We start from the raw sequence: 24,744 nt of genomic DNA on the forward strand, positions 1-24,744 counted from the left end.
GGCCAAAAAGCCTTTGCAACTGCTAAGGCATTATCCGTTTACAATAGTCGGGGCAATATTGGGGGTATGCTTTCCCCTACAGCGGTCAATCACTAGAAGCGTCACTCACCACACTATTTAGGTCACCCCACTCAAGCCGTGCTCAAAGCCTTTCGTGGATCATTTCTAGACTTTGTAAACGACCCCTTCTACACATCCGAAGCTGAAAGCGTCCGCTACTTTTCAGATGGCCTGCTGGTAGTTGAGCAAGGTCGATTAAAAGCCTTAGGGGACTATGACAAGCTCAAGCCACAGTACGCTGGCGTTCCCGTTGAAGACTATTCCGGCAAGCTGATCACACCAGGCTTTATTGATCTGCACATTCATTTTCCACAGACGGAAATGATCGCGGCCTATGGTGAGCAGCTTTTGGAGTGGTTAGACACGTATACCTTTCCCACCGAAAGCAAGTTCAAAGATCGGGCCTATGCTCAGCAGGTAGCCTCTCTCTTTCTAGATGAGCTGCTGAGAAACGGCACGACCACTGCTGTTGTCCTGGCTGCTGTCTATCCAGAGTCTGCCGACGCATTTTTTGAAGAAGCTGACCGCCGCCGCCTGCGGATGGTAGCTGGCAAAGTCATGATGGATCGCAATGCTCCAGACTTTCTCTTAGATACAGCAGTCTCTTCCTATCAAGACAGCAAGACCCTAATTGAGAAATGGCATGGGCACAACCGCCTGCTATACGCTGTGACACCTCGCTTTGCACCTACCTCGACCCCAGAACAGCTACAGCTAGCGGCAAAACTTCTGCAGGAGTATCCTGGCACCTACCTACATACTCATCTGTCTGAGAATGTCGCTGAAGTCGCCTGGGTAAAAGAACTTTTTCCAGATTGCCAGGGCTATCTAGATGTCTACGATCAGGTAGGGCTGGTAGGAGAGCGCTCCCTCTTTGCCCACTGCATTCAACTGACAGAAGCAGAATTTGAGCGATTGGCAGCTGCAAAAGCAACCATTGCCTTTTGCCCAACTTCTAACCTGTTTCTTGGCAGTGGGCTCTTTAAGCTAGAAAAGGCGAAATCGGTGGATTGTCCGATTCGATTAGGGCTAGCGACCGATGTTGGAGCAGGCACCAGTTTTTCTATGCTGCAAACTGCCAACGAAGCTTACAAAGTGGCTCAGTTGAGACAGCAAAAGCTCTCTCCCTTTCAGGCTCTCTTTTTAGCAACCTTGGGCGGTGCCAGAGCCCTAGCGTTGGACGATAAAATCGGTAGCTTTGCAGTCGGTCGAGAAGCTGATTTTGTTGTTCTCGACCCTCGCTCTACGCCCGTCATGGCCTTTCGCAATGCGGAAGCCAGCCCAGCTTCCCTAATAGAACTCGCCGATCGACTCTTCTCCCTAGTGATTATGGGAGATGATCGGGCGGTTCAGGCCACCTATATCTTGGGTGAATTGGCCCACAGCAAAGGACAAGCGGGGAATCTGCCAGCCGCAAATTCCCCGCTTAAGATTCTCTAAATCAGAGAGCCGAACTTATTTCCGGGCTTCTGCACTCTCTTCGCTAAAGAGCCAAAAGTGCCTCTTTGGGGGTTTTGTCTTTACTATCCGCAGTCACAACGGCAGTGGCAGCTTTTAAGCTATCGGTGCCTCACTTATTCTTGGCAGGAACGGAAACAGTAACGTCATCGTCAGCGCCAAGGGTGCTTTCCTCAGAGGCTTCGGGGTCGGGCATTACATCTTCCATGTCGTCGGCATCTACAGCAGCGGCTTCTTCTTCTGCTTCAGAGTCCATATCAGCGCCATCGGTGCTTCTAGGAGGGGTAACAACTTCCATCGCCTCAGAAAGGCTTCCTGGCATTGGAGCATCTGATTCAATATCTGCAGCTGTCGCTGCATCATCTTCATCAGAAAGCGGCGTTACGGGCTCAGACTTAACAATATCTTCCTGGGCCTTTTCTGCTGCGGGAGATGATTCAGACGCTTTCCCGCTCACCGATATTTCGGGCGTTTTCTCAATAGGAGAACCCCCTCGCTTCATGTCAATGTCTACAGTCACTTGTGAGTCAGCTGCATTGGCCTGATCGTGGTCGGCTCCGGCTTGGGGCATGGTTAGGGCAAACAGGTCGCCACTTTCAGCAACTTGCCGAATGACGCTAGCATCTAGGTTTGTTTGATTGCGCCTTTCAGCGAGCTTAGCGATCTCCCAACCCACTGCTTCGCCCATACGCACGGCATCTTCAAGGCTGGCATAGGATTTTTGGGCCAGCTTATTTAGCAGCATGTCCAACTCCTTGTTGCCGCGCCGTGTGGAGGGGTTTACGCCCCGCGACATTAGAACTGCTTTAGCTCCCCGTCTCAGGGCCTTTTGGGTTTGATTTCCTTGAAGTTGATTACGCTGAACCATACTGTCCTCTCTGCGTCCTGTCGCTTGGAATGGGGTTAATCAGACAGAACTTTGGGCTGGCTCTAAAGACCTCAGCCCTGCCCGGTTCAGTGTTAGTCTGTAGTACTTTTCCCTGACGGGCCCGCTGTCTGCATCACATCCTAGGGTGCAGCGGCGGGCGCTATACTCCCTCAAGAGATTGGTCTTTTACGGCTCTAAGTAACCTTCTAGAAAGAGGCAACAATCTTGAGTAGGAGAAAGTCATGGAACCTGCATGGGGTGGCTTGTTTAGGGCTATTGACAGTCTTAGCCGGCTGTAGCCGGGAACCGCCTATCGCAATGGTGTCAGCAGCGCCAAGCAAAACTCTTCAGGTCGCTCTTGCCTATCCAGCCTTTTTGATCGATACTCAGGCAGCTGAACGCTACCGGCAGGCAGGGCTGAGCTATCGGCAGGCAGGGAACTTGGAGGCTGCGATCGCAACCCTCAAAATTGCCGCCGCCCTCGATCCGCTCAATCCCAGTAGCCATGTCATCCTGGGCTGGACTCAGCATTTGGCAGGCAATCAAGGGCTAGCCGCCCAAACCCTACAAACCGCCCTCAGGCAAGATCCTGACTTCATCCCGGCTCTGAACGCCCTGGGCATTGTCTATTTAGTCAGCGGAGATCTGCAAGCCGCCGTTACCACCCACACCCGCGCCACCGAACTCAAGCCCGACAACGAAATTGCTCACTACAACCTCAGCCTGGCCCACGAAAGACTAGGAGAGTTCAAAGCCGCCATTGACCACGCCGAAATAGCGACCCAGCTAGAGCCGAGCAACCCCCACCCCTGGGTAGCGCTGGCGCTGGCGCACCAGTCCAACGGCAGCCTAGCTCAAGCTCAAACCCTATATCAAAAGGTAGTGCAAATTGATGGCCGCTACCGCAGCAGCAGCCATCTGCCACGCCTAGAGCAGGCTGGCTTTAGCCCTGACCAAATTCTCAAGGTCGAAGCTCTTCTGGCGAGCAGCCTAACCGACGAGAGTTGATGGTTTGCAACAACCTAGCGACAAAGCCAGCAGCAGGACTGCAGGAAAGATAAACCGTATCTCACGCGTTATCCCATAGAGACTTCATTACTATGGATAGCTATAGGAATCAGGTTTAGCCCACTCTCTCCAGCTACCCCACCGCATACTCCCTGAGGCTACTGTGACCTCAAAAAAACCCTCAGACAAAGCCAGCAGTAAAAAACAAGCGCCACCAGCTTCACCTCCGTCTCCGCCTCCAGCCAGTAGTGGAGGGTTAAAGGTGCAGGTCATCTATCTAGCGGCCCGCAGCGGCAGCGCCAAAAGCCCTGCTAAAGACGCGCTATGGTTTGCCACCTATCCCATCATTCCGCGCACTGGCGACTGCCTTTTTCGCGACGGTATGTACTACCGAGTAGAGCGCGTATTTCTCTACGAAAATACAGCTCCAGGCTGGTGTGCAGACATAGAAGTTTCTTATTACGGACGTCGCTAACCTTTATCTGGCAACCATCTTGGCCCCCGGATCATCCCCCTAAAGGCTGTGCTAATCTAAGTTGTGTGTATGAAAGTAGTTTGTTTCTGGTAGGTCGGTTGATCACGGTTTTGACTCGGTCTGAGATCATGGATGTGCACCGCTCCGAATCGAACTCGCTACACGTCATATATTCGTTGGAGTTGTGTTTATGTCCATTTACGTAGGGAATCTGTCCTACAACGCTACTCAGGAAGACCTAACCTCCGTTTTTGAGGAGTATGGCAAGGTCAACCGAGTTACGCTGCCGACCGACCGCGAAACAGGTCGCCCTCGGGGATTTGCCTTCGTTGAAATGAGCAGCGAAACCGAAGAAGATGCTGCCATTGAAGCCCTAGATGGAGCTGAGTGGATGGGCCGCGAACTGCGGGTCAACAAAGCCCGCCCACGTCAGGGGGGCAGTCGCGATCGCACCTCTGCACCCTCTGACAACAGAGGTGGTTGGGGCGACAGTCAAGATCGTGGCAGTCGCGATCGCGAGTTCTCCCGCTGGTAAAGTTGGCTCAAGCCCTACCCCTGCTAACCAGTGCAGAACCTTGTCAAACCGAGGTTAGGACTATTGCTAGGTAAGGTGTAGCTGCACCTCGAACATTTTTCTGAATAGCAAAAAAAGAGATGTGGCCCATCACATCTCTTTTTTTGCTCAACCCTCAACGCTCTCCAGCACTTTCCAGAGAAGTAATCAGCAAAAACCCTCGGGTCCGACTAGAAACAGTATCTACCGTATTGGTTGCCTGCCAAAGATCTTCAGCCTTGACCCAAACCGGGGGGTATTTGTAGCGCGAAACATTCAAGACAAGAAACTGATCTGTGTCGGCATCGTAAGCTGCCACAGGAGAAATATGACCACCCCGTTCCTGACCAATGGCTCGGCGCAGGTAGTTGATCAACACAAAATTGCCTGGTTCACCAAGGTTGGCCGCAATCAGCTGGCGAAACGCCTCCAGACTAACGTCACCGCCGTAGTAAGTTTCAGCTCTGACCGGGTAGCTCTCCAAAATTCCAGCCAGTTCGGCCAGAGTCAACCCCTGTCGCTCAATCGTGTCACGGGTTATGATTGCCTCAGTCTTCTCGCTAAATAGGTTCTCCTGAGTGAAGTATTGCTGATCCCATTGGGGTGCTGCAGGTGCAGAGATGCCCAGCGCATTCAGCACCATCACCATACTGGCAACTCCGCAAAAAGCCTGGTTAACCTGAGTCACAAACTGGCTCATTAGAGGAATGAAGTCAGTCTGAGCTTCGCTCTCCAAAAGTAGGGCCTGACCTTCAGGCGAAGTGAGCGAGGTTAAGTGATCCGGCAAGGGCAGAGTTTGAGCAGCCAGCCTCTCTGGATGCAGCAAAACGCTCAACCCAGTCCCTAGCAGTAAAGGCACAATTAGCGCAGGCTGCAAAAACCTCATTGCAAATCGCTCAAATAGAGGACTCTATTTTTCAACGATTGAGCCTGTTTTGTCTAGCTGTTGGCTCAAAGCGAGGGCAAAAAACAAATATCGTCATACAACAGGCCGACCAAGGACAATTTTGTAGCTAGATCTGCGTAGGCAACAGTACTCAAAAGCAGACAAGCCATCCGATCTCTAGCGGATTTACTGCTTAGTTTTGCTAAGAGAATTCACAGGTTATAAACAACCTGTTATCGACCAAAGTCAACAATGGCCCAAATTTCTAATCAAATTAAGGCTTGAATTAAGCTGCAAATCTGAACCAAATTAACACGTTCACACCAAGGGGTAATATCTCTTATAAAAGTCCTCTTCTAAGAGTATTGATCTATACATTTGAAGCTCTATAAGCCATAAATCTTCCAAGTACGCATTAAACGATTACATCTTTCTCACAGTGCAGTTCGCGTTGTCAGGCCCATCTCTTTAAACAACTTTTTTGTTTACGCAAGTAAAATCAGTATATTTTTAGCGCTGTTTTATGAACAAACGTAAACCTGGATAAACATCCACGAAGCGCTCATTGTTCAGTGTTAGCCCGGTGCTGTGGCCCTGAGCAAAGCTGTTATTACTCAGTTAAGCCAAACAACCTGTAAGACACAACCGGGAGACCCCACTTTTATGGCGCTTAATCCTACAGAATTTATGGATTGCATGACCCGCAGAATGGTTTTTTCTGATGCAGATAAAGCCAGTCTCAATACCAATGCTGATTGGGGCCTGAGCATCGCTTCAGATATGGCCGACGTTTTCTACGGATACATGGGTAAGGATGAGGAAATGAGCGCCATTCTCAATGAGAGCGAAGGGCGCATTCATCGTCTCCGCGAAACCTTTGTGCAGTGGTTCTATGAGATGTTTACGGGCATGGACAGCTGGGGCGAAGCCTACGCTGACCGTCGCTGGCGGATCGGTCTGATTCACGTCAGGATTGGCATTGGCCCGCAGCACGTCGTTCCAGCCATGGCAATTGTGGTGCGTGAAGCTGGACTGCGGGTAACCCAAGAAGGCAAATCCGAAGAACTCAGAGATGCGCTGGCTCGGGTCTGCATGATTGACCTGGCGTTTATCGAGCAGGCTTATCTTGAAGTCACTTCAGCTGCAGTGTTAAAAGAAACCGGCTGGTCTGAGCGGCTATTTAGACGCATGATCACCACTGGCGCAGCCGCCATGTAGGTAAACGCTAGCCTACCTTCAAGCGTTTACTTTTGATCAAAAAACGACTGGTAAGTTCGGTCGCTGTTAGTCATCAACTTACCAGACTGATATTTGCTTCTCCTCTTCTCAACTTTTCACCTTCTTTGGACGATTTCTACCATGTCTATCAACCTAGAAAAGCTCAGCTCTATTCTGCAGAACTTTGTCTCTAGCACTAATGATGTTCAAGGCGCTGCTCTGGTAACTCCCGATGGCTTGCCGCTGGCAGCAACCTTGCCTGGCGGTATGGATGAAGAGCGGGTATCGGCTATGTCAGCCGCTATGCTCTCACTGGGCGAGCGAATTGGCAGTGAGCTGGCTCGCGGCATGATCGATCGAATTTATGTAGAAGGCAATACGGGCTACGGCATTTTGACCAGCTGTGGCGAAGATGCCGTCTTCCTAGTGCTGGCGAATCAAGCAGCTAAGCAAGGTCTGCTAATGCTGGAGATCAAACGGGCAGTCGCTGAACTCAAGCTGCTGTTGGTATAGGGTTAACCGGGGGAGAGGTGGTCTGCCTGTCCCCTTAGTTGCAGTTCTTCAGCTAACTTCTTTTGCCCGTGAAATCGAATGGAAATAATGCGCTTGGTCGTCACCGGACCTGTGGGGGCAGGGAAATCTACCTTCATCCGAGCGGTGAGTGAAATTGAAGTTGTCGATACCGACCGTCGGGCAACGGACGAAACGGCGCAGCTTAAGCACAAAACAACTGTTGCTTTTGATTTTGGTCGGCTGCAGTTTGGTCCCGCGATGGCGCTGCACCTCTATGGCACTCCCGGCCAGGATCGCTTTGACTTCATGTGGGATATTTTGATTCGCAAAGCCCACGCCTACATTGTGCTGGTAGCAGCTCACCGTCCCCACGAATTTCGGTATGCTCGTCGTCTGCTCAGCTTTATGCAGCAGCGATCGCAAGCTCCCCTGATCATCGGTCTGACCCACCACGATCTTCCCGATGCCTGGTCGACAGACAACGTACTTCTAGCCCTGGGCTATGTGCAGGGCAAGCAGCCTCCCCCCATCGTGATTGTGAATGCCAATGACCGGCAGTCGGTAGCCCAGGCGGTAGTGCTACTCGTGAAGCACTACATGGATCAGCAGCAGCCTTGCAAGGTTTAAACTCACTCTCTACCCTTGACCTATGGCTATTACAGGACACCTCGCAGAATTTTCCCTGGCTGAGATTTTTCAATTCTTAGAGCAGGGCCACAAGTCCGGTCTATTAACAGTTACCCCTCTGCCCGAGCCCGTAGGGGCAGATGCGCCTCGCACCTATTACATCTGGCTTCATCAAGGACGAATTGTGGGAGCCGCCAATCGCTCTGACCAGCGCGGCCTAATGACGCTGATCAGCCAGCGGGGTTGGCTAGGCGATCGAGCCGCTACCCGGTTGGCTCAAAGCTGCAGCCTCTCAGCTCCCATCGGGCTGTGCTTTAAGTCACAGGGCTGGCTGCAGGCAGATCAGCTCAAGCTGTTGTTTTATGTTCAGGTCATGCAGCAGGTCTGTGCCCTCTTTACCCATGAAGACGGCTGGTTTCATTTTGACAGTGGCAGCCAGGCTCCCGCCATGGAGTTAACTGGGCTGAGCGCCCCTGCTGTAGAAGTCACTCTGTCAGGCTTACGCGCCTTAAAAAACTGGGCTTCCCTAGAAGACAAACTGCCCGATCCGGCTTCTTGTCTCGTCGCAGCTATCGAAGGCAAACCCTCCCTCAAGCTCAATCAAATTGAGTGGCAGGTGTGGGAGTTTACTGACGGCAAAACACCGCTCAAGGTGATTGCACAGCATTTACAGCAGCCCATCGACAAAATTCAAAAGGTTGCATTCCGCCTGAGCTTGGTCAATCTGGTCGAAGAAGTGCCGATGGTTGCTATGCCCCCTGCGGCAGAACCTCAAACGGTACCCCAGGCCGAACCTGCCGCAGAAGCTGAGCCCTCCAACAACTTGAGCCAGTCTTTTCTGCAAAACCTGCTCAGTTTCTTGACAGGCCAGTCTTAAGGACAAGAAAATATGGCGATTCTTCAAGCTTTTCTGCAAATTCTGCAAGTTCTGGAGTGGAGCGCTTCCTTCGACGGTAAATGGCTAGCTGGAGTGGGCCTGTACTTGCTGTGGTGGCAGGTCAGTGGAGCCAGCCCCATCCTGGCCAGCTACAGCCTGATCGCCCTGGGGCTGATCCTCTGGTTTTGTCAGCAAGAGTCGGAGTATTAGGGAGTAGCCCTGCTCCAAGAAACCGGAAGACGAGACGACAACTCCTAACTTGCAGTAGAGTAAGGGGCGTACTTCATCGGCATCGCCCTATCGCTATGGAATGGACTGCTGAAGCTGAAGCCCGATTGAAAGAAATTCCGTTTTTTGTCAGACCAGCGGCCCGCAAAAAGATTGAGAAGCTGGCCCAAGAGATGGGGGCAGCGCAGATTACGGTCGAGGTCTATGAACAGGCCAAGCAAAAGTTTGGGTAGATCGAGACTGGGCCAGAAGGAAGACAGCGGGCAGGAGGTTCGAGGTGCCGCACTTATTTTTCCAGATGTGAAAGTCCACGTTCAGACCACTAACCGCTATTACTACCCGGATGTGATGGTGACCTGTGATGAGCGGGATTAGGCGTTTGCACTGCACTCCAAAGGTGTCGCGTTTCGCTGCGCTTAACGCCAACCCAAAAGAGGCTGAAAGAATTTAATTTAGAACCAGCGCAGCTTTTAGCGGGCAGAGGCAATTAGAGACTCCAGACGTGCTTTGGCAACCGCTTCGTTGGCAGCGATATCGGGGTGGCTGATATCGGTAGACTGAGCGCCACTGCCAGACTGGGCCGAGCCTACGTTCATCAGTCGTAGTCGGTTGGAGAGGCAAAAGGCTAGCCCTCGGTAGAAACGCTTGCCAAAGGCCAAGTCAGTGTCGGCCCGCTCTAGCAGCTGTTCTTGGGAAACTGATAAGACAATAATGTCGGTCTCAGCAATAACAGTTGCCGACGGTGGGCGATTATCGACAAAAGACATCTCACCAATGACTTCGCCTGTGGCCAAGTGCGCTACGGTGCGTTGCTGATCGGGGGGACCTAGGGTGCCAGTTTTAACCTCTAGCGTACCGTCAAGCAAGAGATAGAGAGCTGTGATCGGCTGCCCTTCCTGGATCAGCACACCGCCCGCCGAAATGCTGACTCGTTCACCGCTATGCCGCAGCCAATCAACATCTTCGTCAGACAGTTCTCCAAGTAGCAATAGGGAATTTCTCATAGCCCTTTTCAGTCATAGTTTTACGGAGTGGTAGATGCCGCCAAGCCTGACTGATTGTAACGAAATCTTATACCAGCACACGATTCTTGGGCTGATTGGCTGGTATTGCTTGCAGAAAGGTGAATTTTTCTTAAAGTAGCAGCGCGATCGCAGTAAAGGCTAGATGAGTGCTGACATGAGCCGTCATCGCAGCCTCCAAACTGTGCTTCCAGTAGAGCCAACCAAAAACCAGACCGCCCAGACCATTCAAAATTAGGGTTCTAAACAGCAGCCAGGGGGTTAGGGGAAGCTGAGCCAAGACAAAGGGCAGGTGCGCCAGACCAAAGAGTAGGGCCGTCAGCACAATCGCACCCCACACCAAGCCACTGCCCACCTCCCTGCGCCGCCGAAACAGCCGCCAGCCCAACCAGAGCAGCAGCGTCATCAGCCCCCAGCGCATCAGTAGTTCTTCGGTAATGCCGCCATAAAGCACCGCGCTCAGGGTCGTTCCCCAGCTGCGGTTGGCCGTAATCGCAAGCGCCTGCCCCGCTGCCCCCAGCCGCGGCAAAATCAGCGCATCCGACAGCACTGCGATCGCAGCAAAAAGCACCCCGCCTCCTACTGCCACAGGCAGCTCGTTGCGCAGCGGAGCCAACGCTTTTAGGCCCTGCGTTGCAGCATTCGCTAGGTAAGAGCGAAAACTCAGGTTAGGCGCTAGCTTGAGGCCCACGGCAGTTGCGATCGCAAGTAGCACCGTCGGCTGAATCAACGAGAGAATCACCAAACCTCCAGGAGAAAATTCGGTTTGATCCTGCGGAATGAGCTGCTGAAGTTGCGGCAACAAAATGAACGGCAGCGCCAAAATACCTAAAAAACCCAGACCAAACAACAGCCAAAATGGCCTCAAGAACTGTCCCTGAAGAGGCGATGTCTCTGTCATAAACCGGCTGCAACAGTGAGAGGGGCGTTAGATCTATCCTACAGTGCCCGGAATGGGGCGCGGGATCGGGGTGGGGAGGATGGGGGAGGGAGGGAGGATGGGGGAGACTGGCCTCACTCGCGCAACTCTATGGGAGGCGGGCAGCAAAAATCTAGCTGCTCTTCTGTACGGGGATGGGGAAACTTGAGTCGGTAGGCGTGGAGCCAATAGCCGCAGTCGCCGGGGACTGGCAGCTTTTCCTGCGGATTAGCGGGGGTGGGTCGGGGGAGGCCGCCTGGGGTATAGAGGGGATCGCCTAGCAGTGGGTAGCCTGCGGCTGCCAGGTGAATGCGAATCTGGTGGGGGCGTCCGGTGCGGATGGTGACTTCTAGTAGGGTATTGCTGGGGCTGCGCCGGAGAATGAGTCCTTCGCTGTGGGCGGGCAGGCCGTTGGGAGTGGCTCCGTACACATAGCCCAGAACGGGGTGGGGCACTTTGCCGATGGGCGTGGTCAGGGTGAAGCGATCGGGCAGGTTGCAGGGGCCAATCAGCGCTCGGTAGGTTTTGCGAATGGCGGCAGGGCCGGACTGGCTAGTAGACTCGCGCATCTGGCGGCTGAGCTGGGATTTGGCTAGATGCGATCGCGCCAGCAGCAGCAGCCCCGAGGTGCCCCGGCCCAAGCGGTGAATCGGTACTGGCGTGTCTTGGGGATAGCGGTGCTGTACCTGCCGCAACAGCGTGTGCTCTAAAAAGCCGCCCCCCGGCAGCACCGGCAGCCCTGAGGGCTTGGCCACCAGCAATAAATCTGTGTCTTCATAGAGCACCTCAAAGGCCAGGGGTACTGCTGGCTCTTCCCAAGGCGGACGGCAATAGGTGAGCTGCTGTCCCAGGTGTAGGGGCGTGTCTGGGGCAGCAGGCTGGCCGTTGAGCAGTACCTGGCCCGCAGCAATGCGTGCCTGCCAGTCCTCGCGGCTAGAGTGGCGGTAGCGGCTGGCATAGTACTCCAGCAGGGTCAGCCCCTCAGCAGATTTTTTCACCTGTTCCTGATAGGTCCAGCCCTGATTCATGTGCAGTAAGCGGCAGCGATCAACGGGTCAAAGCGACTTTTGGCGTTGCTGTCTGACTTTGGCTCCAGCGATATAGCGCTGCATCTTCTGAGGCGGCAGATTGAGCATGGTTGGCCTGGGATCTTGCCTAGGAAGGTTATCTGTCTTTTCTAGCTTAAATCCTGACTCTACAGACCCGACTACAGTGCGGAGCTAGGGAAAAGGCTAGCGCTTTTGAGAAAACGACCAAACCCCATCCCAATGGTCAGGAATGTCTTGGGCTATCGTCTGATTGATGCGCTCTAGATACAGTTTGGCGGGAGCATCAGCAGGGTTGGCCGTTAGAACTTGCTGAAAGCAAGCTTGGGCAGCCGATAAGTTGTGGCTAGAGTATTCCTTCAGCCCTAGCTCAAACTCGTTGAGAGTTTGCAGCTTGCGGTGGCGGACAGTTTCTGGCTCGGCATCGAGCACCTCATAGATGGCAATCGGTTCGGTGCGGCCCTTTACAATTGTGCGGGCTAGAAACCGCACCTGATAGCGATCGCAATCTGCAACTCTGGCGAGCACATGCTCTGAGACGATCAGGGAGACCCCAAACAGGTTGGTTAGCCCCTCTAAGCGAGCCGCCAAGTTAACTGTGTCTGATAGGGCATCGCCCTGCATGCGGTTGTGTTCACCCACCATCCCCACCATCAGGTGCCCAAAATGCAGGCCAATCCCGACATCGATAGGCATGTCTCCCAATGCCTGCCGAGCGGAGTTAAACGCCCATATCCTCTGAAACTGAGCAATACAGGCATCTAGGGCATCCTCCACCCGATCCGGGAAAATAGCCATCACGCCATCCCCTAAGAACTTCACGACAAAACCGTTGTGGGAACGAATTTCGGGAGAAATGTCTTGGAGATAGTCGTTGATGAAGTCAAAGGCTTCATCTGGAGCCATTTTCTCCGCTAGGCTGGTGAACCTGCGGATGTCGGAAAACATGACTGTCATTTCTTTGCTGACGTGATCTCCTAGGTCAATGTCGGTGACGCTTTGCTTGTCAAAAAACTTTAAATACTCCGGTGGGAAAAATCGGGCAAAGGCATTTTTTTGGGCTTCTAGCGTCTGAAATGACTCCTGCAGTTTTAGGGCCATGCTGTTAAACGAGGCGGCTAGTTCGCCCACCTCGTCGGTGCGCTTAATGTCCATACGTCGATCCCAGCGGCCATTGGCAATCTCTTTGACCGCTGCATTCAGCTTTAGGATCGGTTCGGTGACACGGCGAGTTAGGAAAATGCCGACCAGGATTGCGATCGCAAGTGCCCCTGCGCACAGCGCTGCCGTTATTCGGTTGTTGGCGTTGATCCGGGCCATAAAGTCTGACTCAGGTACCACCACCACAATCAGCCAATCCAGCCCGTAGCCATCACTAAAAGGCAGCACCTCCAAAAAGTGCCGCTCACCATTTAGCTTAAAGTTGAGCTGCAGCGGCCGTTGAATGTTGTCTAGCCGCCAGTAGCGATCCTGCAAAAACTGGGTTGACTGCTGCACCAGGGGATTTGTGCTGTTTAGGGCTTTGAGAAATTTAGGCTCTTTGCCCTCTGCCACAACCATCAGCGGCTCATCGGTCGAGCTAGAAATTAAATGTCCAGAGCGATCAATGACAAAGGCCTGCCCCGACTTGCCAATCTCTAACGTTGTTAGAAAAGAGCGAAATTCCTCTGGCAGCACGACATCCGTTGCGCAGACGCCCAGCAGTTCCTTACCCCAGCGGTCATAAACAGGCAAACTAGCAGTGACATTGGGTAGCCCGGTGGTAAAAGCAAGATAGACATCCGTCCAGGCGGGGCCTTCTGCCATCGTCGCGGCTTGAAACCAGGGTCGTTCACGGGAGTCATAGCGCTTGTCCGCCTTGTAGAGAAAGTGCTGGCGGCTGCCCCGCACATCCAAACTGTAATAGTCTCGCAAGAATTTATTGGAGGCATTGCCATAGGAGAGCTGTAGCTGCCCGGTGTCAGGCGATCGCAATACCCCAAAAAACTCCCCCGTCCGGGCACTGCCGCAGTAGACAAAGGCTATGGTTGGATAAATCTTCATCTGCTGAAACAGCAGATTCTCCCCGCTGGTTGCTTCGTTAATATCTAGTTCGCCGTAGGCAAAAGACGTCGCGTTAATGCGGTTGATGGCATGGGGGTCGCCAAAATAGCCATGTAGCTCTTTCTCAATGCGGGCAGATAGTTCACCTCGCAGCTGAGAGGCTAAGTCTTGTACTGCCCGCTGCCCATTTAGAAATGACAGATAGCCCACTAGCCCTACAGCACTGACCAGCTGAATCAGCATGGGCACCGTAAAAACCAGCCGCAGAGAAGGATGTCTGAGGGCGTAAAACAGGCGGTTGAAGCCTTGGGGGCGAGGTAGTTGGGCCATGTTTAAAGCTCACAGCAGAGGGAGCACACGATCTAGTCATCCCCAACAAAAACTCAAGAAGACAACCCTATAGACAGATTCCCACTCGCCTCTATTATGGCTGCTTGTTGCGATCGCAGCCGTGCCCGTTAAAACCCGCTGTTCTTTAAGGGCTTGGCTATCCAGTCAGCCGCTACTTCCCTACCCCTACCTGAGCTATTTCAAGGCAGTAAGATAAATGGGTCGAACTGTCCCGGCAGCCCTGCCCACTGTGTCATTGCCATGTCCGAACTTTTTATGCCTGGCGTCACTCCTCCTGGAGAAAACGTGGGTTCTGCCTGGTGGTTTGCGTTTTCAGGCAACCGATTGCTGGTTCACGAAAAAGAGAGCCAGATTGCTATCCCTCAGCTGCCAACTCTAGAAGCGATCGGGCTAAACCCGCTCAGAACCCAATTCTTGGGTTGGCTAGGCAACCAGCCCTGCCTATCTGCCGAGTTGCCCCAGCAAATGACGCCCCCAGCAGACATGGCTCTCCGGGGTCTGCGAGAACTCTACGCGGCCCTAGATGAAACCCTCTTTTCCCTGGCTGGACTAGGCTTTCAGGTCATGGAGTGGGACCGCACCCACCAATTTTGTGGAGCCTGCGGTCAGCCCACCGAGTCTGCCAACCACGAACGGGCCAAACGCTGCCCCAGCTGCCGCATTACCTACTATCCGCGCGTATCGCCAGCCATGATCGTGCTGATCTCTAGGGGCGATGAAATTCTCCTAGGCCGTGCCCCTCGCTTTAGAGCGGGTATGTATGGCCTAATTGCAGGCTATGTAGAACCCGGTGAATCTTTAGAAGCGGCGGTTGTGCGGGAAGTCAAAGAAGAAGTGGGCATCACAATTAAAGACTTGCGCTACTGGGGCTCGCAGCCCTGGCCCTTTCCCCACACGCTAATGGTGGGCTATACCGCTACCTATGCCGAGGGCGATATTGTGATCGATAAGCAGGAACTGGCCGATGCCGCCTGGTTTCACAAAGACAGCCTACCGCTGCTGCCGCCGCCCGTCAGCATTGCCCGCAAGATGATCGACTGGTTTGTGGAAACTCACTAGCTGAGATTTGCGATCGCAAATCCCCCCGCCGGCATTGCAAACAGCGTGGAGGATCCCAGAGAACTGCGATCGCAAATCAGGCAGATGCGATCGCACCTGCCTGATCCCAGTTAGACAATCCCACTTCGTAAACCTGCCACCTTAGGCAGACTTATACAACGGAACTTAAGCCGACGTAGACATCAGCTCTTCTACCGGCTGGCACGATTGCTGAGCCTGGAGCGCCTGATATTCCTTCAGCTGTTGCTGGATCTGATTGCGCACAGTTTCGCGAAAGTCGATAAAGTGCTCAGCCTGGGCGCAGACACCTAAATAGTTGGGCACCACTTCGGGGTACTTCATCAGCAGGCTAGCCAGGTTAGCCCAAAAGCGAAAACGCGTCTTACGCACCACGCCCTGCCGCCAGAAGATAATCAGCATAGCTCGCACAATCACCCAGGTAACGTCAGGGCTGCCTGCAGACTTGGTGCGGTTTTCGTAATACTGACGCTGCCCCTCAGCCAGCATGATGAAGTGGCGGTAGGTGCGGTTTAACAGCGATAGCGGGTCCGTCAGGTTCCAGAAGGCAGTGATAAACTCATCGACAATTTCTTCGATAGGCCGGGTCGGCACAAAGTTCATCAGCGTCGCCTGATTGATGTCGGCAGATCCCTTATCAACAATCAGTCGTCCTTCCCGGTTTAACCGATGCCACAGAGCGGTGTCGGGCAGAGCCTGCAACATGCTCAGCATGGCTGTAGGAATCGCGGTTTCCTCAACAAACTGGACAATGCGCTGACCAGCTCCCTGCTTCTCGCCGTCAAAGCCGATAATAAAGCCTGCCATGACCCGCAAACCCGACCTAGCGATCGACTTAACAGCTTCAGACAGCGGAGTTCGAGTATTTTGAAACTTTTGGGTCAGGGTGAGGCTCTCGTCGTCTGGGGTTTCAATGCCCAGAAACACCGTGCCGAAGTTGCAGTCCACCATCATCTTCATCAGCTCTGGATCTTGAGCCAGATCGACTGAAGCTTCGGTAGCGAAGGAGAAGGGATAGTTGCGCTCCTCGATCCACGGTTTCATGGCGGTCAGCAGACGCTTGACGTTGCGCTTGTTGCCAATAAAGTTGTCGTCCACCATGAAAATGCTGCGCCGCCAGCCCAGATCGTAGAGATACTGCAGTTCAGCCAGCAGCTGCTCAGGTTCTTTGGTGCGGGGTTTGCGTCCATAGAGCACAATGATGTCGCAGAACTCGCACTGAAAAGGGCAGCCCCGCGAAAATTGAACTGACATCTCGGCGTAGGCATCGAGTTGCAGCAGATCATATCGAGGAATGGGCGTGGTGGTAACCGCCGGTCTTTCCCCATTAGAGCGGATAATGCCGCTGGTTTCGCCTCGTTCTATCGCCTCGACAAACAGCGGCAGCGTGATCTCACCTTCATCTAGAATGAGGAAGTCGGCTCCAGTGGCTTCAGCTTCGTGGGGTAGAGCCGTTGCGTAGGGGCCGCCTACGGCAACCAGCTTGCCCCGACGTTTTGCTTCCTGAATCTGGGCAGCGAAGTCAGCCTTTTGAACGATCATGGCAGACAGCAGCACCAGGTCAGACCAAGCCCACTCTTCCTCAGTAACATCTCGAACGTTGCGATCTACCAGCTTAAAATTCCAGGTTTGCGGCAGAATAGCTGCTACAGTCACAATTCCTAGGGGCGGCAGCTGAGCTTTGAAGTTGACCAATTCTAGGGTTTTATCAAAGGACCAGAAGCTTTTTGGAAAAAGCGGGTAGATCAACAAAACGTTCATATGAAACCCAGGGAGTTCTCAGCTATCCTAGATGTTCTGAACAGTGAATCGCAACAAAGTTCAGATCTACTGACAGGAGCGGAGTTCTAATTTTGGGCCCAGGTTGATCAGCTCAAGCAGGTAAAGACACTGCTAGGAAGCCTTTGAAAATTAGTAACTCGGTAAATTCGTTCGGTAGAGAGCGAATTATTTTTATGTTTTAGTGCTGCAAAGATCAATACACCTGCTGTTAGGTGGGGTTTCCACCAACCATGAATAAGGCTCGTTTTTTTCATCAGTTTGCTGGGCTATTAAATGCAGGCTTTCCTACAGGCAAAAGCTTGACGATGGCTGGGCAGAACACTCCAATGCAGCCGTTTTTGGAGCAGCGCAATCGGCGAATTGAGGCAGGCGAGCCGTTAGCTGTTGTGTTGCAACACCGTCAAAGCCCGTTTACTCGCTGGGAGATTAGCTTGCTGCAGCTAGGTGAAACCAGTGGTGCGTTGGCAGAGGTCAGTCTGCGCCTAGCCAAACAGACGGAGGTGCATCAACGGCGAGCCAAGCTGTACGGCTCAGTCATGGTGACATTGGGTATGGTGGTTGTGGTTTTGCTGATTGGGTTGGCGGCATTGCTGCTGGGCACTGACCAGGTATTGCGCCCACCTCTGCTCTGGCCTCTAGCCGCACTCTTGGTGTTGGCCCTCGTGGGCAAAGATTTCGTCCGGCTGGAGGGGTTGGGCGGGCTGGAGTATTCTCTGCTGCGGCCCATACCTGGGTTGAAAGGTGTGATTGAGGCGCGATCGCAAACCCACGTAGCCGAGCTAGCTCTGCCTTTGCGCTGCGGCCTAGCGATGGATCAGGCTCTAGAGCTACTGCGCCCTCGCCTGCAAGATCCGCTGCTGGCAGCAGCTATCGGTACAGCAGCCCAGCAAGTTCGCCGAGGACGGACCTTGAGCCAAAGCCTGCAGGGAAAAGTGCCGCCTACAACCCTTCAAATGATTCGCACCGGAGAAGAGACCGGCACATTAGACACCTTGCTAGAAAAGCTGGGCGAATACTATGAGGGCGAACTAGAGCAGCGGCTGCAGCAACTTGAGGGCACTTTGCGCCCCCTGAGCCTGCTGATGCTGGGGGCTGTTGTGTTAACCCTAGGGCTGCAGATGTTGGGGGGGCTGATAGCAAGCTGAGGGCTTAGATACCCCTAGTTGCGAATTTTAGGGCAGGCTTCTGTCGAGGGTGTTGTCCCGCCATGCATTGCTAGACAAGGCTGATTGTAAGCAGCTTCTTCTTCAATGGGCAGCGGCATCTGACCAAAGACCATTTCGCAGCTGTAGTCTTCAAAGTTGGGCGTCATGGTCAAGGGAATGCCAAATTCTTGGGCGAAAAACTCTTGGGTCGGCAGCTTGCACATATTGACGCACATGGCAGCGCACTGGCTTTGCTCCAGATAGCGGCACTTCTTAATATATACGGCGCTCTTTTGCAGATTCACGTCGCCATCCGGCCCAGTTACCTCGGCCTGTCGCACCTCAGAGGGGCCTACAAGCCAGCCAAACATGCGCGTAGCAAACCAGGCATTGAGTTCACACACAAGCTGATTCGGGGCAACCAGCTTGCGAACCAGCGCCAGCACCTGAGATGGCAGCAGCGAATTGAGCACCACCAGCACCACATTTTTCTGCTCCTGGGCATTGCGTCCCTGCATCATCTGTTTTGACAGATCTACTAGGCCGTCGTAGCCTTTTAGGCGGGTCTTCTGACCAACTGCCTTAGCCATCTTGCGGCTAAACAGCCAGATACACAGCCGATCAATTAGGCTGTCTTGATAAATCGTCTTTTCAACCGTTACTTTAGCGTCGGGAGCAGGGCTGACAACTTTCATAGCACCAAACATTACCACACTCATCATCTCAGGGTAGTGCGCCAGGCTCATCAGACACCCTAGCCTAAGGTTAGGTAACGCTACTTACCTTGCGGGTCGAATTCGCCGGACCTTAATAGATCTATGTTGCCCCATTGAAGGTGGCAACGGAGCAACACAGACAGCCCAGCAGTGGTTCAGGATCAGCCTTGAGGTGGGTATTTTGCTTAGGGTTCGATCGCTTGTTCCCGCAGCCGATCTATTTTTTCACCTGGGGGCAGCTCAATATGGGTGCCTGGCCGGTCATAGCCCATGATGTGCAGATAGGCTTCCAGCGGAGAGACATGCCAAGAGTCAGTAGACAGGCCGCCCTGAGAAGAATGACGCACCTGGCAAGCGTACCAACCGTTGGACAGAAGTTGGATTTTGATTTGCATAATGCTTACCGTTTTGAAGGGATAGATCTGCTAAGAAACATGGACAGTCTTTGGAATGGCCAGCGTTGCACCAGTCAAACCAAATTCAGGCCCAGGGGATATGTCATTTGCTCGATCTAAACTGCGTCATCAGATCACCCGTTAGTACCGGGTAGCTGAGGTTCACCTAGCTGAGTATCAACAGGATGAAGGGAACTACAGTACCCAACGGTCGCTTTCCGTAAATTAACTGAGTTTTTTTGGGCTTTCCCTGAAGAATTGAGTGTTGATGAACCCCTCTGCAAGGAACGGTTAAGGAGTGATTTACCGGGCAAGCTAGATAGACACTGACCTTCATTGACCGGCCTGCACTGACTGGCCTTCTCTGCCATGCAAGCATCCGCTGCTCAGATCGCTCTGCTGATCGATGCCGATAATGTCTCTGCGCTGCCAGAATCGCGCATTGCTCTAATCTTCTCAAAGCTCGAAAGCCTAGGGACTGTCTCCTTACGCCGAGCCTATGGTCACTGGGGCAAGCCTCATCTCAAGGGATGGGCGGAGGTTTTGCACAAATATGCGATCGCACCCATTCAGCAGTTCAACTATTCAGCAGGCAAAAATGCTACCGATATTGCCCTGTCCATAGATGCTATGGACTTGTTCTATAGCGGCAAGTTTGAGAGCTTTTGCATAGTTTCTTGTGACAGCGACTTCACCCCTCTCGTCGTCCGATTACGAGGTCAGGGTCTTAACGTGTATGGATTCGGCGAGTATGGCAAAACGGCTATTACTTTCAAAGAAGCCTGCACTGACTTCACCTACCTGGAACGGGGGACAGCCCAGCTCGAGCCTGAGGCAACCACGGCAACCGCCCACAGCACTAAATCATCTGGACAGCTTAACGGCTCTGACTCCCAGGCTAGAGTCAATGCCAATGACAAAAACGGACAGGCTGAAAAAGCGCCCGCGCCAGCCAGCAACAACTCTCAAAATAAGCAGACTAACTCCAATAGCAATGACTCAATCGAGCCGATTTTTCACGAAGCTGTCACTAAAAACCTAAAAAAGGGAGGATGGGCTGAAGCCGTTGCCGTAGGCACCTATCTGTCGCGCCATCAAAAACGCAAAGCAGACTACAACACCTCAACCTGGGCTGCTTACTACAAAAAGTTTCCGCGCACCTTTGAGGTCAAGACTAACAATGGACAAACCCTGATTCGCATAGTAGACAAACCTTGAGTCACCCTCGTTCTAGCTGATTGCCCCTGCTGCAGCGCTAGACTAGGTTACTGGACTCCCTGCCAGACCTTACAAATTTATGGCTCTGCTTACTCTGCGCTCTGTCAAAAAAGATTTCGGCATCAAAGAAATCCTCAAAGATGCCAACTTTAGCCTGGAAGAGGGCGATAAGGTCGGGCTGATCGGCACCAATGGATCAGGCAAGTCCACGCTGCTCAAGATGATCGCTGGCCTTGAACCCATCGACAGCGGCGAAATCTGGGTCAATGCGGGTGCTCGCATTGTCTATCTGCCGCAGCAGCCAGAGATGAATGAAGACCACACCGTTCTAGAGCAGGTCTTTGCCGACGCAGGCGAACAGATGGCGCTGATTCGGGAGTATGAAGACCTGTCTCACCGGATTGGCCATGAGCCAGAAAAAGCTGATGCGCTAATGACTCGCCTATCTAGCGTTGCCGCTCAAATTGAGGTAGCAAATGCGTGGGATTTGGAAACCAACGCCAAGGTGATCTTGAGCAAACTAGGCATCGAAGACCTTGATGCTCGCATTAGCGATCTCTCTGGCGGCTATCGCAAGCGCATTGCCATCGCCGCTGCTCTGCTCTCCGACCCCGATGGGCTGCTGATGGACGAGCCCACTAACCACCTCGATGCCGAGTCGGTAGAGTGGCTGCAAGATTACCTCAGCCGGTTTCGGGGCGCGCTGCTGCTGATCACCCACGATCGCTACTTCCTCGACCGGGTGACCAACCGTATTCTCGAGATCGACCGAGGCGACCTCTATGGCTATTCCGGCAACTACGCCTACTACCTAGAGAAAAAGGCCGAAGCTGAAGAGACTGCGGTCAGCAGCCAGCGCAAGCACGCAGGCGTTTTGCGGCGGGAGTTGGAGTGGCTCAGGCGGGGTCCCAAGGCCCGCAGCACCAAGCAAAAAGCCCGCATCGACCGGGTTCACGACCTGCAAAACCAGGAGTTTAAACAGGGTCAAGGCAAGGTGGAAATTGCCACGGCAGGTCGCCGCATTGGCAAGAAGGTAATCGAACTAGAGAATGTCTCTAAGGGCTATGACGGACGCACCCTGATCGACGGGTTTACCTATACCTTTGCTCCCCTTGATCGAGTCGGCATCATCGGGCCTAACGGAATCGGTAAATCGACTCTCATGGATATCATTACTAACCGCATCGAGCCTGATTCGGGCCGGGTAGAGCTAGGTACCACTATCCATATTGGCTACTTTGACCAACATTCCGAAGATCTGCTGGTCAACCCTGATCAGCGGGTGATCGACTACCTCAAAGAAACAGCAGAACTGGTCAAAACGGTAGACGGCAGCGTGATTACGGCCTCTCAAATGCTGGAGCGGTTTCTGTTTCCACCTAACCAGCAGTATTCGCCTATCCACAAGCTCTCTGGGGGGGAACGGCGGCGGCTGTTTTTGCTTCAGGTGCTGCTGGGTGCGCCAAATGTGCTGATTTTAGACGAGCCGACCAACGACCTGGATGTGCAGACTCTGGCCGTGCTGGAGGAATATCTAGAGGAATTTAACGGCTGTGTGATTGTGGTGTCGCACGATCGCTACTTCCTTGATCGCACCGTTGAGACGATCTTTGCCTTTGAAGGGGTAGGCAAGCTACGTCAGTATCCCGGCAATTACTCGGTCTATCTAGATTATCGTAAAGCCGCAGAGGACGAGCAGAAGGAGGATAGAAAGGCAGAGGGCAGAGGGCAGAGAGCGGAGGGTAGAGGACAAAAGGCAGAAGGGAAACAAACCTCTCTCCTTTCTCCTCCTGCCTCTCCTAATCAAACAAACGGAGGGCCTGCTCAGGGATCGGCTGAGCAAGCTAAGAAGCTCTCCTATAAGGAAAAGCGCGAGTACGAGCAGCTAGAGGCGCAGATTCCGAAGATGGAGGCTGAAAAAGAGGAGCTGGAGAAGATTCTCTACAAAAGCCCGCCAGGTGGCTACAGCGAGGTGCAGAAGCTGTCTGAGCGTCTGGCAGAACTCACGCAGACAATTGATACGGCCACGGAGCGGTGGATGAATTTGGCGGAGCGTATGGAGTAGTAGTCTTTAGCTAACGCAGGGCAGATAGAGCCTTAGGGAGTTGGCCCATTTTGCTGCCCTGCATTAGCTGTGAGCGGGGTTAGCTAGAGATTTCAAGCAGTTCGATTTCGAAGGTGAGGTTTTCCCCAGCAAGCGGATGGTTTGCGTCTAGGGTAACCTGAGTCTCAGAGATGTCTGTAACCAGCACCGGCAGCGGCGGCTGGCCTGCAGGCCCCTGGAGATGGAGCTGTTGCCCCACATCAACGGGAATCTCTGGGGGAATTTGTTCGCGGTCTACCACCATGACCATTTCATCCCGGTAAGGACCGTAGGCAAGATCTGGAGGAATCATTTTGGTGACGGCTTGACCGGGGCTCAGACCGACCACAGCCTCTTCAAAACCGGGAATGACGTGACCAGCCCCGATCGCAAACTGTAAAGGATCGCGATTGGCAGAAGAATCAAAGACGGTGCCATCGTCCAGTTTGCCGGTGTAGTGCACTGATACGGTATCGCCGGGTTTGGCCTGGCTCATGTTGCCTCCTAAGATGTTGAGGAAATAGCATTTGTTCACCTTAACTAGGTTCTGAGTCCACTGCCCCTGCCAGAAGGCTTTAATTAAAACTGGTCTGTTGCCTTGACAGCAAGGGTTTTGGCTTGTCATGAGGCAAGTAAACCCTCGTTTAAGGCGGTTTCGAGGTTTAGAAAATTTCTAGAATTGGGCGTTTTCTGGCTGAGAGAGCTGGGGTTGCGCAATGCGATCGCAAGCCCGATCCGTCTTTCGCACGATGGGAACATGCTGGGTAGCGGCCGCCAAGCCAAACTGCGGCATGTTGCCATAGATGCACTCATACTGGCCGGGCTGCACCTGATAGGTTTCGTGGTAAATGCCCACGCTGCCGTCTTTGCCGACCTGCCGCATAAAGGTTTGCCAGGCTGCCAGATGAGGGTCGGCGGGGCTACGGGCAAAGCGCTCCAGGTCTTCAAAAGAGCGCCAGTAAGACACCATCATCGTTGTTAACGGAAACAGACGGAAAAACTGCTCGGCCCCTAAGAACCCTTTTTCTTCAGCGTTTTCATAGAGGGTTTTGATCATCGGCGGCATGGCTTGAGCAACTGAGGTCCACTTCCGGAGGTTCCAGAACTGATTGACCCGCATGCCAATGAGAAAGACGACGAAGGGTTCATCTGTTTTGGCGGTGAAGCGACCAGGGTATACAGTGTTGCGAGGCATATTCATCTTTGCACCTATTCAATTTGTTGAATAAACTCTAGCTGACGCTAACTTGGAATGTCAATAGTTGATTATGCATTTTTTTGAATAGGTTGCGATCGCACCACACCCCGTGACTAGCTCAGTGCAGAGAGCTTGCCCCAGAGATCCAGTGGCCCTGTCTCTGAGGCAAGCTTCCGCGAACCGCCCTAAGTGCTAACTCGGCTGCTTAATCTATCAGCACGGTCTTGAACAGCACCCGCACCACTTCTCCGGGAGTGCTGGTGGGCTGAGGTTTGCTCCAGGCAGTAGCTTCGGTGTAGCCCAGAACGTGCAGGGTGTTGATCACGAGCTGCAAAGCATCAGGTTCGCCAAAGAGCAGGTGCCGCACCTTTTTGTGCTGCGGTTCGTGCTTGGGCGTTGGCGTAGGTAAAAGGGTGGACGCTTGAGCGTCCGATTCGTTGGATTGAAACATGGTGTTCTGCTTCCTTTAGTTGTGGTGAACAAGCCCCAAAGTTTCCCCTCGTGAAAGGGGTGGGGCGAGGAAAACAGAACACGAAAACCCCAGCACACCGCTTCGTAGAATACAAATTGGGTGGCTAGGGTAAACTGACCACTAGCCCGTCAATCTGCTCGGTACAGACGCGGGTTAGGTGTCCTGTCGGAGGGGCTAACTCCTTCAGGCACCGCCGAAGGTCTTCGAGTTCTGCGGATCAGGCTGTCTGGCAAGACAGCTTAATCAACGAGAATACTGATGTAGGCTCTCTGAGTCAAGCGTATAAGTGATATTCGCTTACTAACCCTGCCCCCAAGGGGAGCCTGAGAGTGCCCTTCTAGAAACTCCGAACCCAAATTCTTCAACACCTCCTTTTAATCAGGTATTTACATCAATCTTTACTCTTAACAGCCATTGATTGAATAAGCTGTCGAGCTAGATCTTGGTGAACTTCTAGCAATTGATAAAGCACTGCTAAAAGATTTTTTTCGCCCTCTGCAAGAGAT

The 24,744-nt window shown here is 53.1% G+C and carries 27 protein-coding genes; 15 read left to right on the forward strand and 12 right to left on the reverse strand.

Translation table 11 applies throughout. The features are described 5' to 3' along the window. Nucleotides 1-138 precede the first annotated feature (138 nt). Entirely contained in the window at nt 139-1,500 is a 1,362-nt protein-coding gene (gene guaD, locus H6G13_RS19320; RefSeq protein WP_190485813.1) for a guanine deaminase, read from the forward strand. Nucleotides 1,501-1,630: 130 nt separating this feature from the next. Here guaD and H6G13_RS19325 read toward each other — a convergent pair whose 3' ends face one another. Then, nucleotides 1,631-2,386: a succinate dehydrogenase assembly factor 2 gene (locus tag H6G13_RS19325; RefSeq protein ID WP_190485815.1), complete on the reverse strand. Its 756-nt coding sequence runs from the start codon at nt 2,384-2,386 to the stop codon at nt 1,631-1,633. Nucleotides 2,387-2,704: 318 nt separating this feature from the next. Here H6G13_RS19325 and H6G13_RS19330 point away from each other — a divergent pair, with 318 nt between their 5' ends. The 3 genes from H6G13_RS19330 to H6G13_RS19340 all read left to right on the forward strand — a co-directional run bounded on the left by H6G13_RS19330 (nt 2,705) and on the right by H6G13_RS19340 (nt 4,404). Next, entirely contained in the window at nt 2,705-3,394 is a 690-nt protein-coding gene (locus H6G13_RS19330; protein ID WP_190485817.1) for a tetratricopeptide repeat protein, read from the forward strand. Nucleotides 3,395-3,557: 163 nt separating this feature from the next. Then, the gene (locus H6G13_RS19335) at nt 3,558-3,869 is read left to right on the forward strand and encodes a hypothetical protein (RefSeq protein ID WP_190485819.1); all 312 of its coding nucleotides are present in this window, start codon (nt 3,558-3,560) and stop codon (nt 3,867-3,869) included. Nucleotides 3,870-4,059: 190 nt separating this feature from the next. Then, nucleotides 4,060-4,404, forward strand: coding sequence for an RNA-binding protein (locus H6G13_RS19340; protein WP_190485821.1), 345 nt, complete (start codon nt 4,060-4,062; stop codon nt 4,402-4,404). Between the two features lie 154 nt (nt 4,405-4,558). Here H6G13_RS19340 and H6G13_RS19345 read toward each other — a convergent pair whose 3' ends face one another. Then, nucleotides 4,559-5,308: a phytochelatin synthase family protein gene (locus H6G13_RS19345; protein WP_190485822.1), complete on the reverse strand. Its 750-nt coding sequence runs from the start codon at nt 5,306-5,308 to the stop codon at nt 4,559-4,561. 663 nt (nt 5,309-5,971) lie between these two features. Between H6G13_RS19345 and H6G13_RS19350 the strand changes: the two genes are divergently transcribed. The 7 genes from H6G13_RS19350 (at nt 5,972) to H6G13_RS19380 (ending at nt 9,146) form a co-directional block, all read left to right on the forward strand. Further along, entirely contained in the window at nt 5,972-6,526 is a 555-nt protein-coding gene (locus tag H6G13_RS19350) for a protoglobin domain-containing protein (RefSeq protein WP_190485824.1), read from the forward strand. A 141-nt stretch (nt 6,527-6,667) separates the two neighbouring features. Then, nucleotides 6,668-7,039, forward strand: coding sequence for a roadblock/LC7 domain-containing protein (locus tag H6G13_RS19355; protein ID WP_190485826.1), 372 nt, complete (start codon nt 6,668-6,670; stop codon nt 7,037-7,039). Between the two features lie 78 nt (nt 7,040-7,117). Then, a complete protein-coding gene (locus H6G13_RS19360) occupies nt 7,118-7,666 on the forward strand; it encodes an ATP/GTP-binding protein (protein WP_190485828.1) in 549 nt (182 codons plus the stop codon). Nucleotides 7,667-7,688: 22 nt separating this feature from the next. Continuing rightward, a complete protein-coding gene (locus H6G13_RS19365) occupies nt 7,689-8,543 on the forward strand; it encodes a DUF4388 domain-containing protein (RefSeq protein ID WP_190485830.1) in 855 nt (284 codons plus the stop codon). A 12-nt stretch (nt 8,544-8,555) separates the two neighbouring features. Next, nucleotides 8,556-8,753, forward strand: a complete 198-nt coding sequence (locus H6G13_RS19370; RefSeq protein ID WP_190485832.1) for a hypothetical protein — start codon at nt 8,556-8,558, stop codon at nt 8,751-8,753. Nucleotides 8,754-8,848: 95 nt separating this feature from the next. Beyond that, the gene (locus H6G13_RS19375; RefSeq protein WP_190485833.1) at nt 8,849-9,004 is read left to right on the forward strand and encodes a PCP reductase family protein; all 156 of its coding nucleotides are present in this window, start codon (nt 8,849-8,851) and stop codon (nt 9,002-9,004) included. Then, nucleotides 8,997-9,146, forward strand: a complete 150-nt coding sequence (locus H6G13_RS19380) for a hypothetical protein (RefSeq protein ID WP_190485835.1) — start codon at nt 8,997-8,999, stop codon at nt 9,144-9,146. Before H6G13_RS19375 ends, H6G13_RS19380 begins: the two co-directional genes overlap by 8 nt. A 95-nt stretch (nt 9,147-9,241) precedes the next feature. On the opposite strand, the gene H6G13_RS19385 is transcribed toward H6G13_RS19380, so the two are convergent. The 4 genes from H6G13_RS19385 to H6G13_RS19400 form a co-directional block, all read right to left on the reverse strand. Further along, a complete protein-coding gene (locus tag H6G13_RS19385) occupies nt 9,242-9,775 on the reverse strand; it encodes a cyclic nucleotide-binding domain-containing protein (RefSeq protein ID WP_190485837.1) in 534 nt (177 codons plus the stop codon). Nucleotides 9,776-9,905: 130 nt separating this feature from the next. After that, entirely contained in the window at nt 9,906-10,694 is a 789-nt protein-coding gene (locus H6G13_RS19390; protein WP_190485839.1) for a CPBP family intramembrane glutamic endopeptidase, read from the reverse strand. A 113-nt stretch (nt 10,695-10,807) separates the two neighbouring features. Further along, complete coding sequence (locus tag H6G13_RS19395) at nt 10,808-11,740, reverse strand: RluA family pseudouridine synthase (protein WP_190485841.1); 933 nt, start codon at nt 11,738-11,740, stop codon at nt 10,808-10,810. Between the two features lie 204 nt (nt 11,741-11,944). Then, nucleotides 11,945-14,131 carry an adenylate/guanylate cyclase domain-containing protein gene (locus H6G13_RS19400; protein ID WP_190485843.1) on the reverse strand — a complete coding sequence of 729 codons (2,187 nt, stop codon included), beginning with the start codon at nt 14,129-14,131 and terminating at the stop codon, nt 11,945-11,947. A gap of 261 nt (nt 14,132-14,392) precedes the next feature. On the opposite strand from H6G13_RS19400, the gene nudC reads away from it, so the two are divergent. Beyond that, a complete protein-coding gene (gene nudC / locus H6G13_RS19405; protein WP_190485845.1) occupies nt 14,393-15,211 on the forward strand; it encodes an NAD(+) diphosphatase in 819 nt (272 codons plus the stop codon). Between the two features lie 165 nt (nt 15,212-15,376). On the opposite strand, the gene H6G13_RS19410 is transcribed toward nudC, so the two are convergent. Then, nucleotides 15,377-16,990: a B12-binding domain-containing radical SAM protein gene (locus H6G13_RS19410; protein WP_190485847.1), complete on the reverse strand. Its 1,614-nt coding sequence runs from the start codon at nt 16,988-16,990 to the stop codon at nt 15,377-15,379. 251 nt (nt 16,991-17,241) lie between these two features. Here H6G13_RS19410 and H6G13_RS19415 point away from each other — a divergent pair, with 251 nt between their 5' ends. Continuing rightward, entirely contained in the window at nt 17,242-18,156 is a 915-nt protein-coding gene (locus H6G13_RS19415; RefSeq protein ID WP_190485849.1) for a type II secretion system F family protein, read from the forward strand. 14 nt (nt 18,157-18,170) lie between these two features. On the opposite strand, the gene H6G13_RS19420 is transcribed toward H6G13_RS19415, so the two are convergent. Further along, a complete protein-coding gene (locus H6G13_RS19420) occupies nt 18,171-18,851 on the reverse strand; it encodes a DUF4033 domain-containing protein (RefSeq protein ID WP_190485851.1) in 681 nt (226 codons plus the stop codon). Nucleotides 18,852-19,057: 206 nt separating this feature from the next. Next, nucleotides 19,058-19,267: a hypothetical protein gene (locus H6G13_RS19425; RefSeq protein ID WP_190485853.1), complete on the reverse strand. Its 210-nt coding sequence runs from the start codon at nt 19,265-19,267 to the stop codon at nt 19,058-19,060. A 369-nt stretch (nt 19,268-19,636) separates the two neighbouring features. On the opposite strand from H6G13_RS19425, the gene H6G13_RS19430 reads away from it, so the two are divergent. Then, nucleotides 19,637-20,485 carry an NYN domain-containing protein gene (locus H6G13_RS19430; protein WP_190485855.1) on the forward strand — a complete coding sequence of 283 codons (849 nt, stop codon included), beginning with the start codon at nt 19,637-19,639 and terminating at the stop codon, nt 20,483-20,485. Nucleotides 20,486-20,564: 79 nt separating this feature from the next. Next, nucleotides 20,565-22,550: an ABC-F family ATP-binding cassette domain-containing protein gene (locus H6G13_RS19435; RefSeq protein WP_190485857.1), complete on the forward strand. Its 1,986-nt coding sequence runs from the start codon at nt 20,565-20,567 to the stop codon at nt 22,548-22,550. Nucleotides 22,551-22,629: 79 nt separating this feature from the next. Here H6G13_RS19435 and H6G13_RS19440 read toward each other — a convergent pair whose 3' ends face one another. The 3 genes from H6G13_RS19440 to H6G13_RS19450 form a co-directional block, all read right to left on the reverse strand. Beyond that, nucleotides 22,630-23,064, reverse strand: coding sequence for a peptidylprolyl isomerase (locus tag H6G13_RS19440; protein WP_190485859.1), 435 nt, complete (start codon nt 23,062-23,064; stop codon nt 22,630-22,632). 177 nt (nt 23,065-23,241) lie between these two features. Continuing rightward, entirely contained in the window at nt 23,242-23,763 is a 522-nt protein-coding gene (locus H6G13_RS19445) for a DUF4188 domain-containing protein (protein ID WP_190485861.1), read from the reverse strand. Nucleotides 23,764-23,971: 208 nt separating this feature from the next. Beyond that, entirely contained in the window at nt 23,972-24,217 is a 246-nt protein-coding gene (locus tag H6G13_RS19450; RefSeq protein WP_190485863.1) for a hypothetical protein, read from the reverse strand. Nucleotides 24,218-24,744: the final 527 nt, after the last annotated feature.

The sequence above is a fragment of the Pseudanabaena sp. FACHB-2040 genome (assembly GCF_014696715.1).
Taxonomy (GTDB): Bacteria; Cyanobacteriota; Cyanobacteriia; order Phormidesmidales; family Phormidesmidaceae; genus JACVSF01.

Excerpts from the sequence above, each read along its gene's own strand:
- H6G13_RS19325 (WP_190485815.1), bottom strand. The coding sequence starts at position 2,386 with ATGGTTCAGCGTAATCAACTTCAAGGAAATCAAACCCAAAAGGCCCTG.
- H6G13_RS19330 (WP_190485817.1), top strand. The coding sequence starts at position 2,705 with ATGGTGTCAGCAGCGCCAAGCAAAACTCTTCAGGTCGCTCTTGCCTAT.
- H6G13_RS19340 (WP_190485821.1), top strand. The coding sequence starts at position 4,060 with ATGTCCATTTACGTAGGGAATCTGTCCTACAACGCTACTCAGGAAGAC.
- H6G13_RS19345 (WP_190485822.1), bottom strand. The coding sequence starts at position 5,308 with ATGAGGTTTTTGCAGCCTGCGCTAATTGTGCCTTTACTGCTAGGGACT.
- H6G13_RS19350 (WP_190485824.1), top strand. The coding sequence starts at position 5,972 with ATGGCGCTTAATCCTACAGAATTTATGGATTGCATGACCCGCAGAATG.
- H6G13_RS19355 (WP_190485826.1), top strand. The coding sequence starts at position 6,668 with ATGTCTATCAACCTAGAAAAGCTCAGCTCTATTCTGCAGAACTTTGTC.
- H6G13_RS19360 (WP_190485828.1), top strand. The coding sequence starts at position 7,118 with ATGGAAATAATGCGCTTGGTCGTCACCGGACCTGTGGGGGCAGGGAAA.
- H6G13_RS19365 (WP_190485830.1), top strand. The coding sequence starts at position 7,689 with ATGGCTATTACAGGACACCTCGCAGAATTTTCCCTGGCTGAGATTTTT.
- H6G13_RS19370 (WP_190485832.1), top strand. The coding sequence starts at position 8,556 with ATGGCGATTCTTCAAGCTTTTCTGCAAATTCTGCAAGTTCTGGAGTGG.
- H6G13_RS19375 (WP_190485833.1), top strand. The coding sequence starts at position 8,849 with ATGGAATGGACTGCTGAAGCTGAAGCCCGATTGAAAGAAATTCCGTTT.
- H6G13_RS19385 (WP_190485837.1), bottom strand. The coding sequence starts at position 9,775 with ATGAGAAATTCCCTATTGCTACTTGGAGAACTGTCTGACGAAGATGTT.
- H6G13_RS19390 (WP_190485839.1), bottom strand. The coding sequence starts at position 10,694 with ATGACAGAGACATCGCCTCTTCAGGGACAGTTCTTGAGGCCATTTTGG.
- H6G13_RS19395 (WP_190485841.1), bottom strand. The coding sequence starts at position 11,740 with ATGAATCAGGGCTGGACCTATCAGGAACAGGTGAAAAAATCTGCTGAG.
- H6G13_RS19400 (WP_190485843.1), bottom strand. The coding sequence starts at position 14,131 with ATGGCCCAACTACCTCGCCCCCAAGGCTTCAACCGCCTGTTTTACGCC.
- nudC (WP_190485845.1), top strand. The coding sequence starts at position 14,393 with ATGTCCGAACTTTTTATGCCTGGCGTCACTCCTCCTGGAGAAAACGTG.
- H6G13_RS19410 (WP_190485847.1), bottom strand. The coding sequence starts at position 16,990 with ATGAACGTTTTGTTGATCTACCCGCTTTTTCCAAAAAGCTTCTGGTCC.
- H6G13_RS19415 (WP_190485849.1), top strand. The coding sequence starts at position 17,242 with ATGAATAAGGCTCGTTTTTTTCATCAGTTTGCTGGGCTATTAAATGCA.
- H6G13_RS19420 (WP_190485851.1), bottom strand. The coding sequence starts at position 18,851 with ATGAAAGTTGTCAGCCCTGCTCCCGACGCTAAAGTAACGGTTGAAAAG.
- H6G13_RS19425 (WP_190485853.1), bottom strand. The coding sequence starts at position 19,267 with ATGCAAATCAAAATCCAACTTCTGTCCAACGGTTGGTACGCTTGCCAG.
- H6G13_RS19430 (WP_190485855.1), top strand. The coding sequence starts at position 19,637 with ATGCAAGCATCCGCTGCTCAGATCGCTCTGCTGATCGATGCCGATAAT.
- H6G13_RS19435 (WP_190485857.1), top strand. The coding sequence starts at position 20,565 with ATGGCTCTGCTTACTCTGCGCTCTGTCAAAAAAGATTTCGGCATCAAA.
- H6G13_RS19440 (WP_190485859.1), bottom strand. The coding sequence starts at position 23,064 with ATGAGCCAGGCCAAACCCGGCGATACCGTATCAGTGCACTACACCGGC.
- H6G13_RS19445 (WP_190485861.1), bottom strand. The coding sequence starts at position 23,763 with ATGCCTCGCAACACTGTATACCCTGGTCGCTTCACCGCCAAAACAGAT.
- H6G13_RS19450 (WP_190485863.1), bottom strand. The coding sequence starts at position 24,217 with ATGTTTCAATCCAACGAATCGGACGCTCAAGCGTCCACCCTTTTACCT.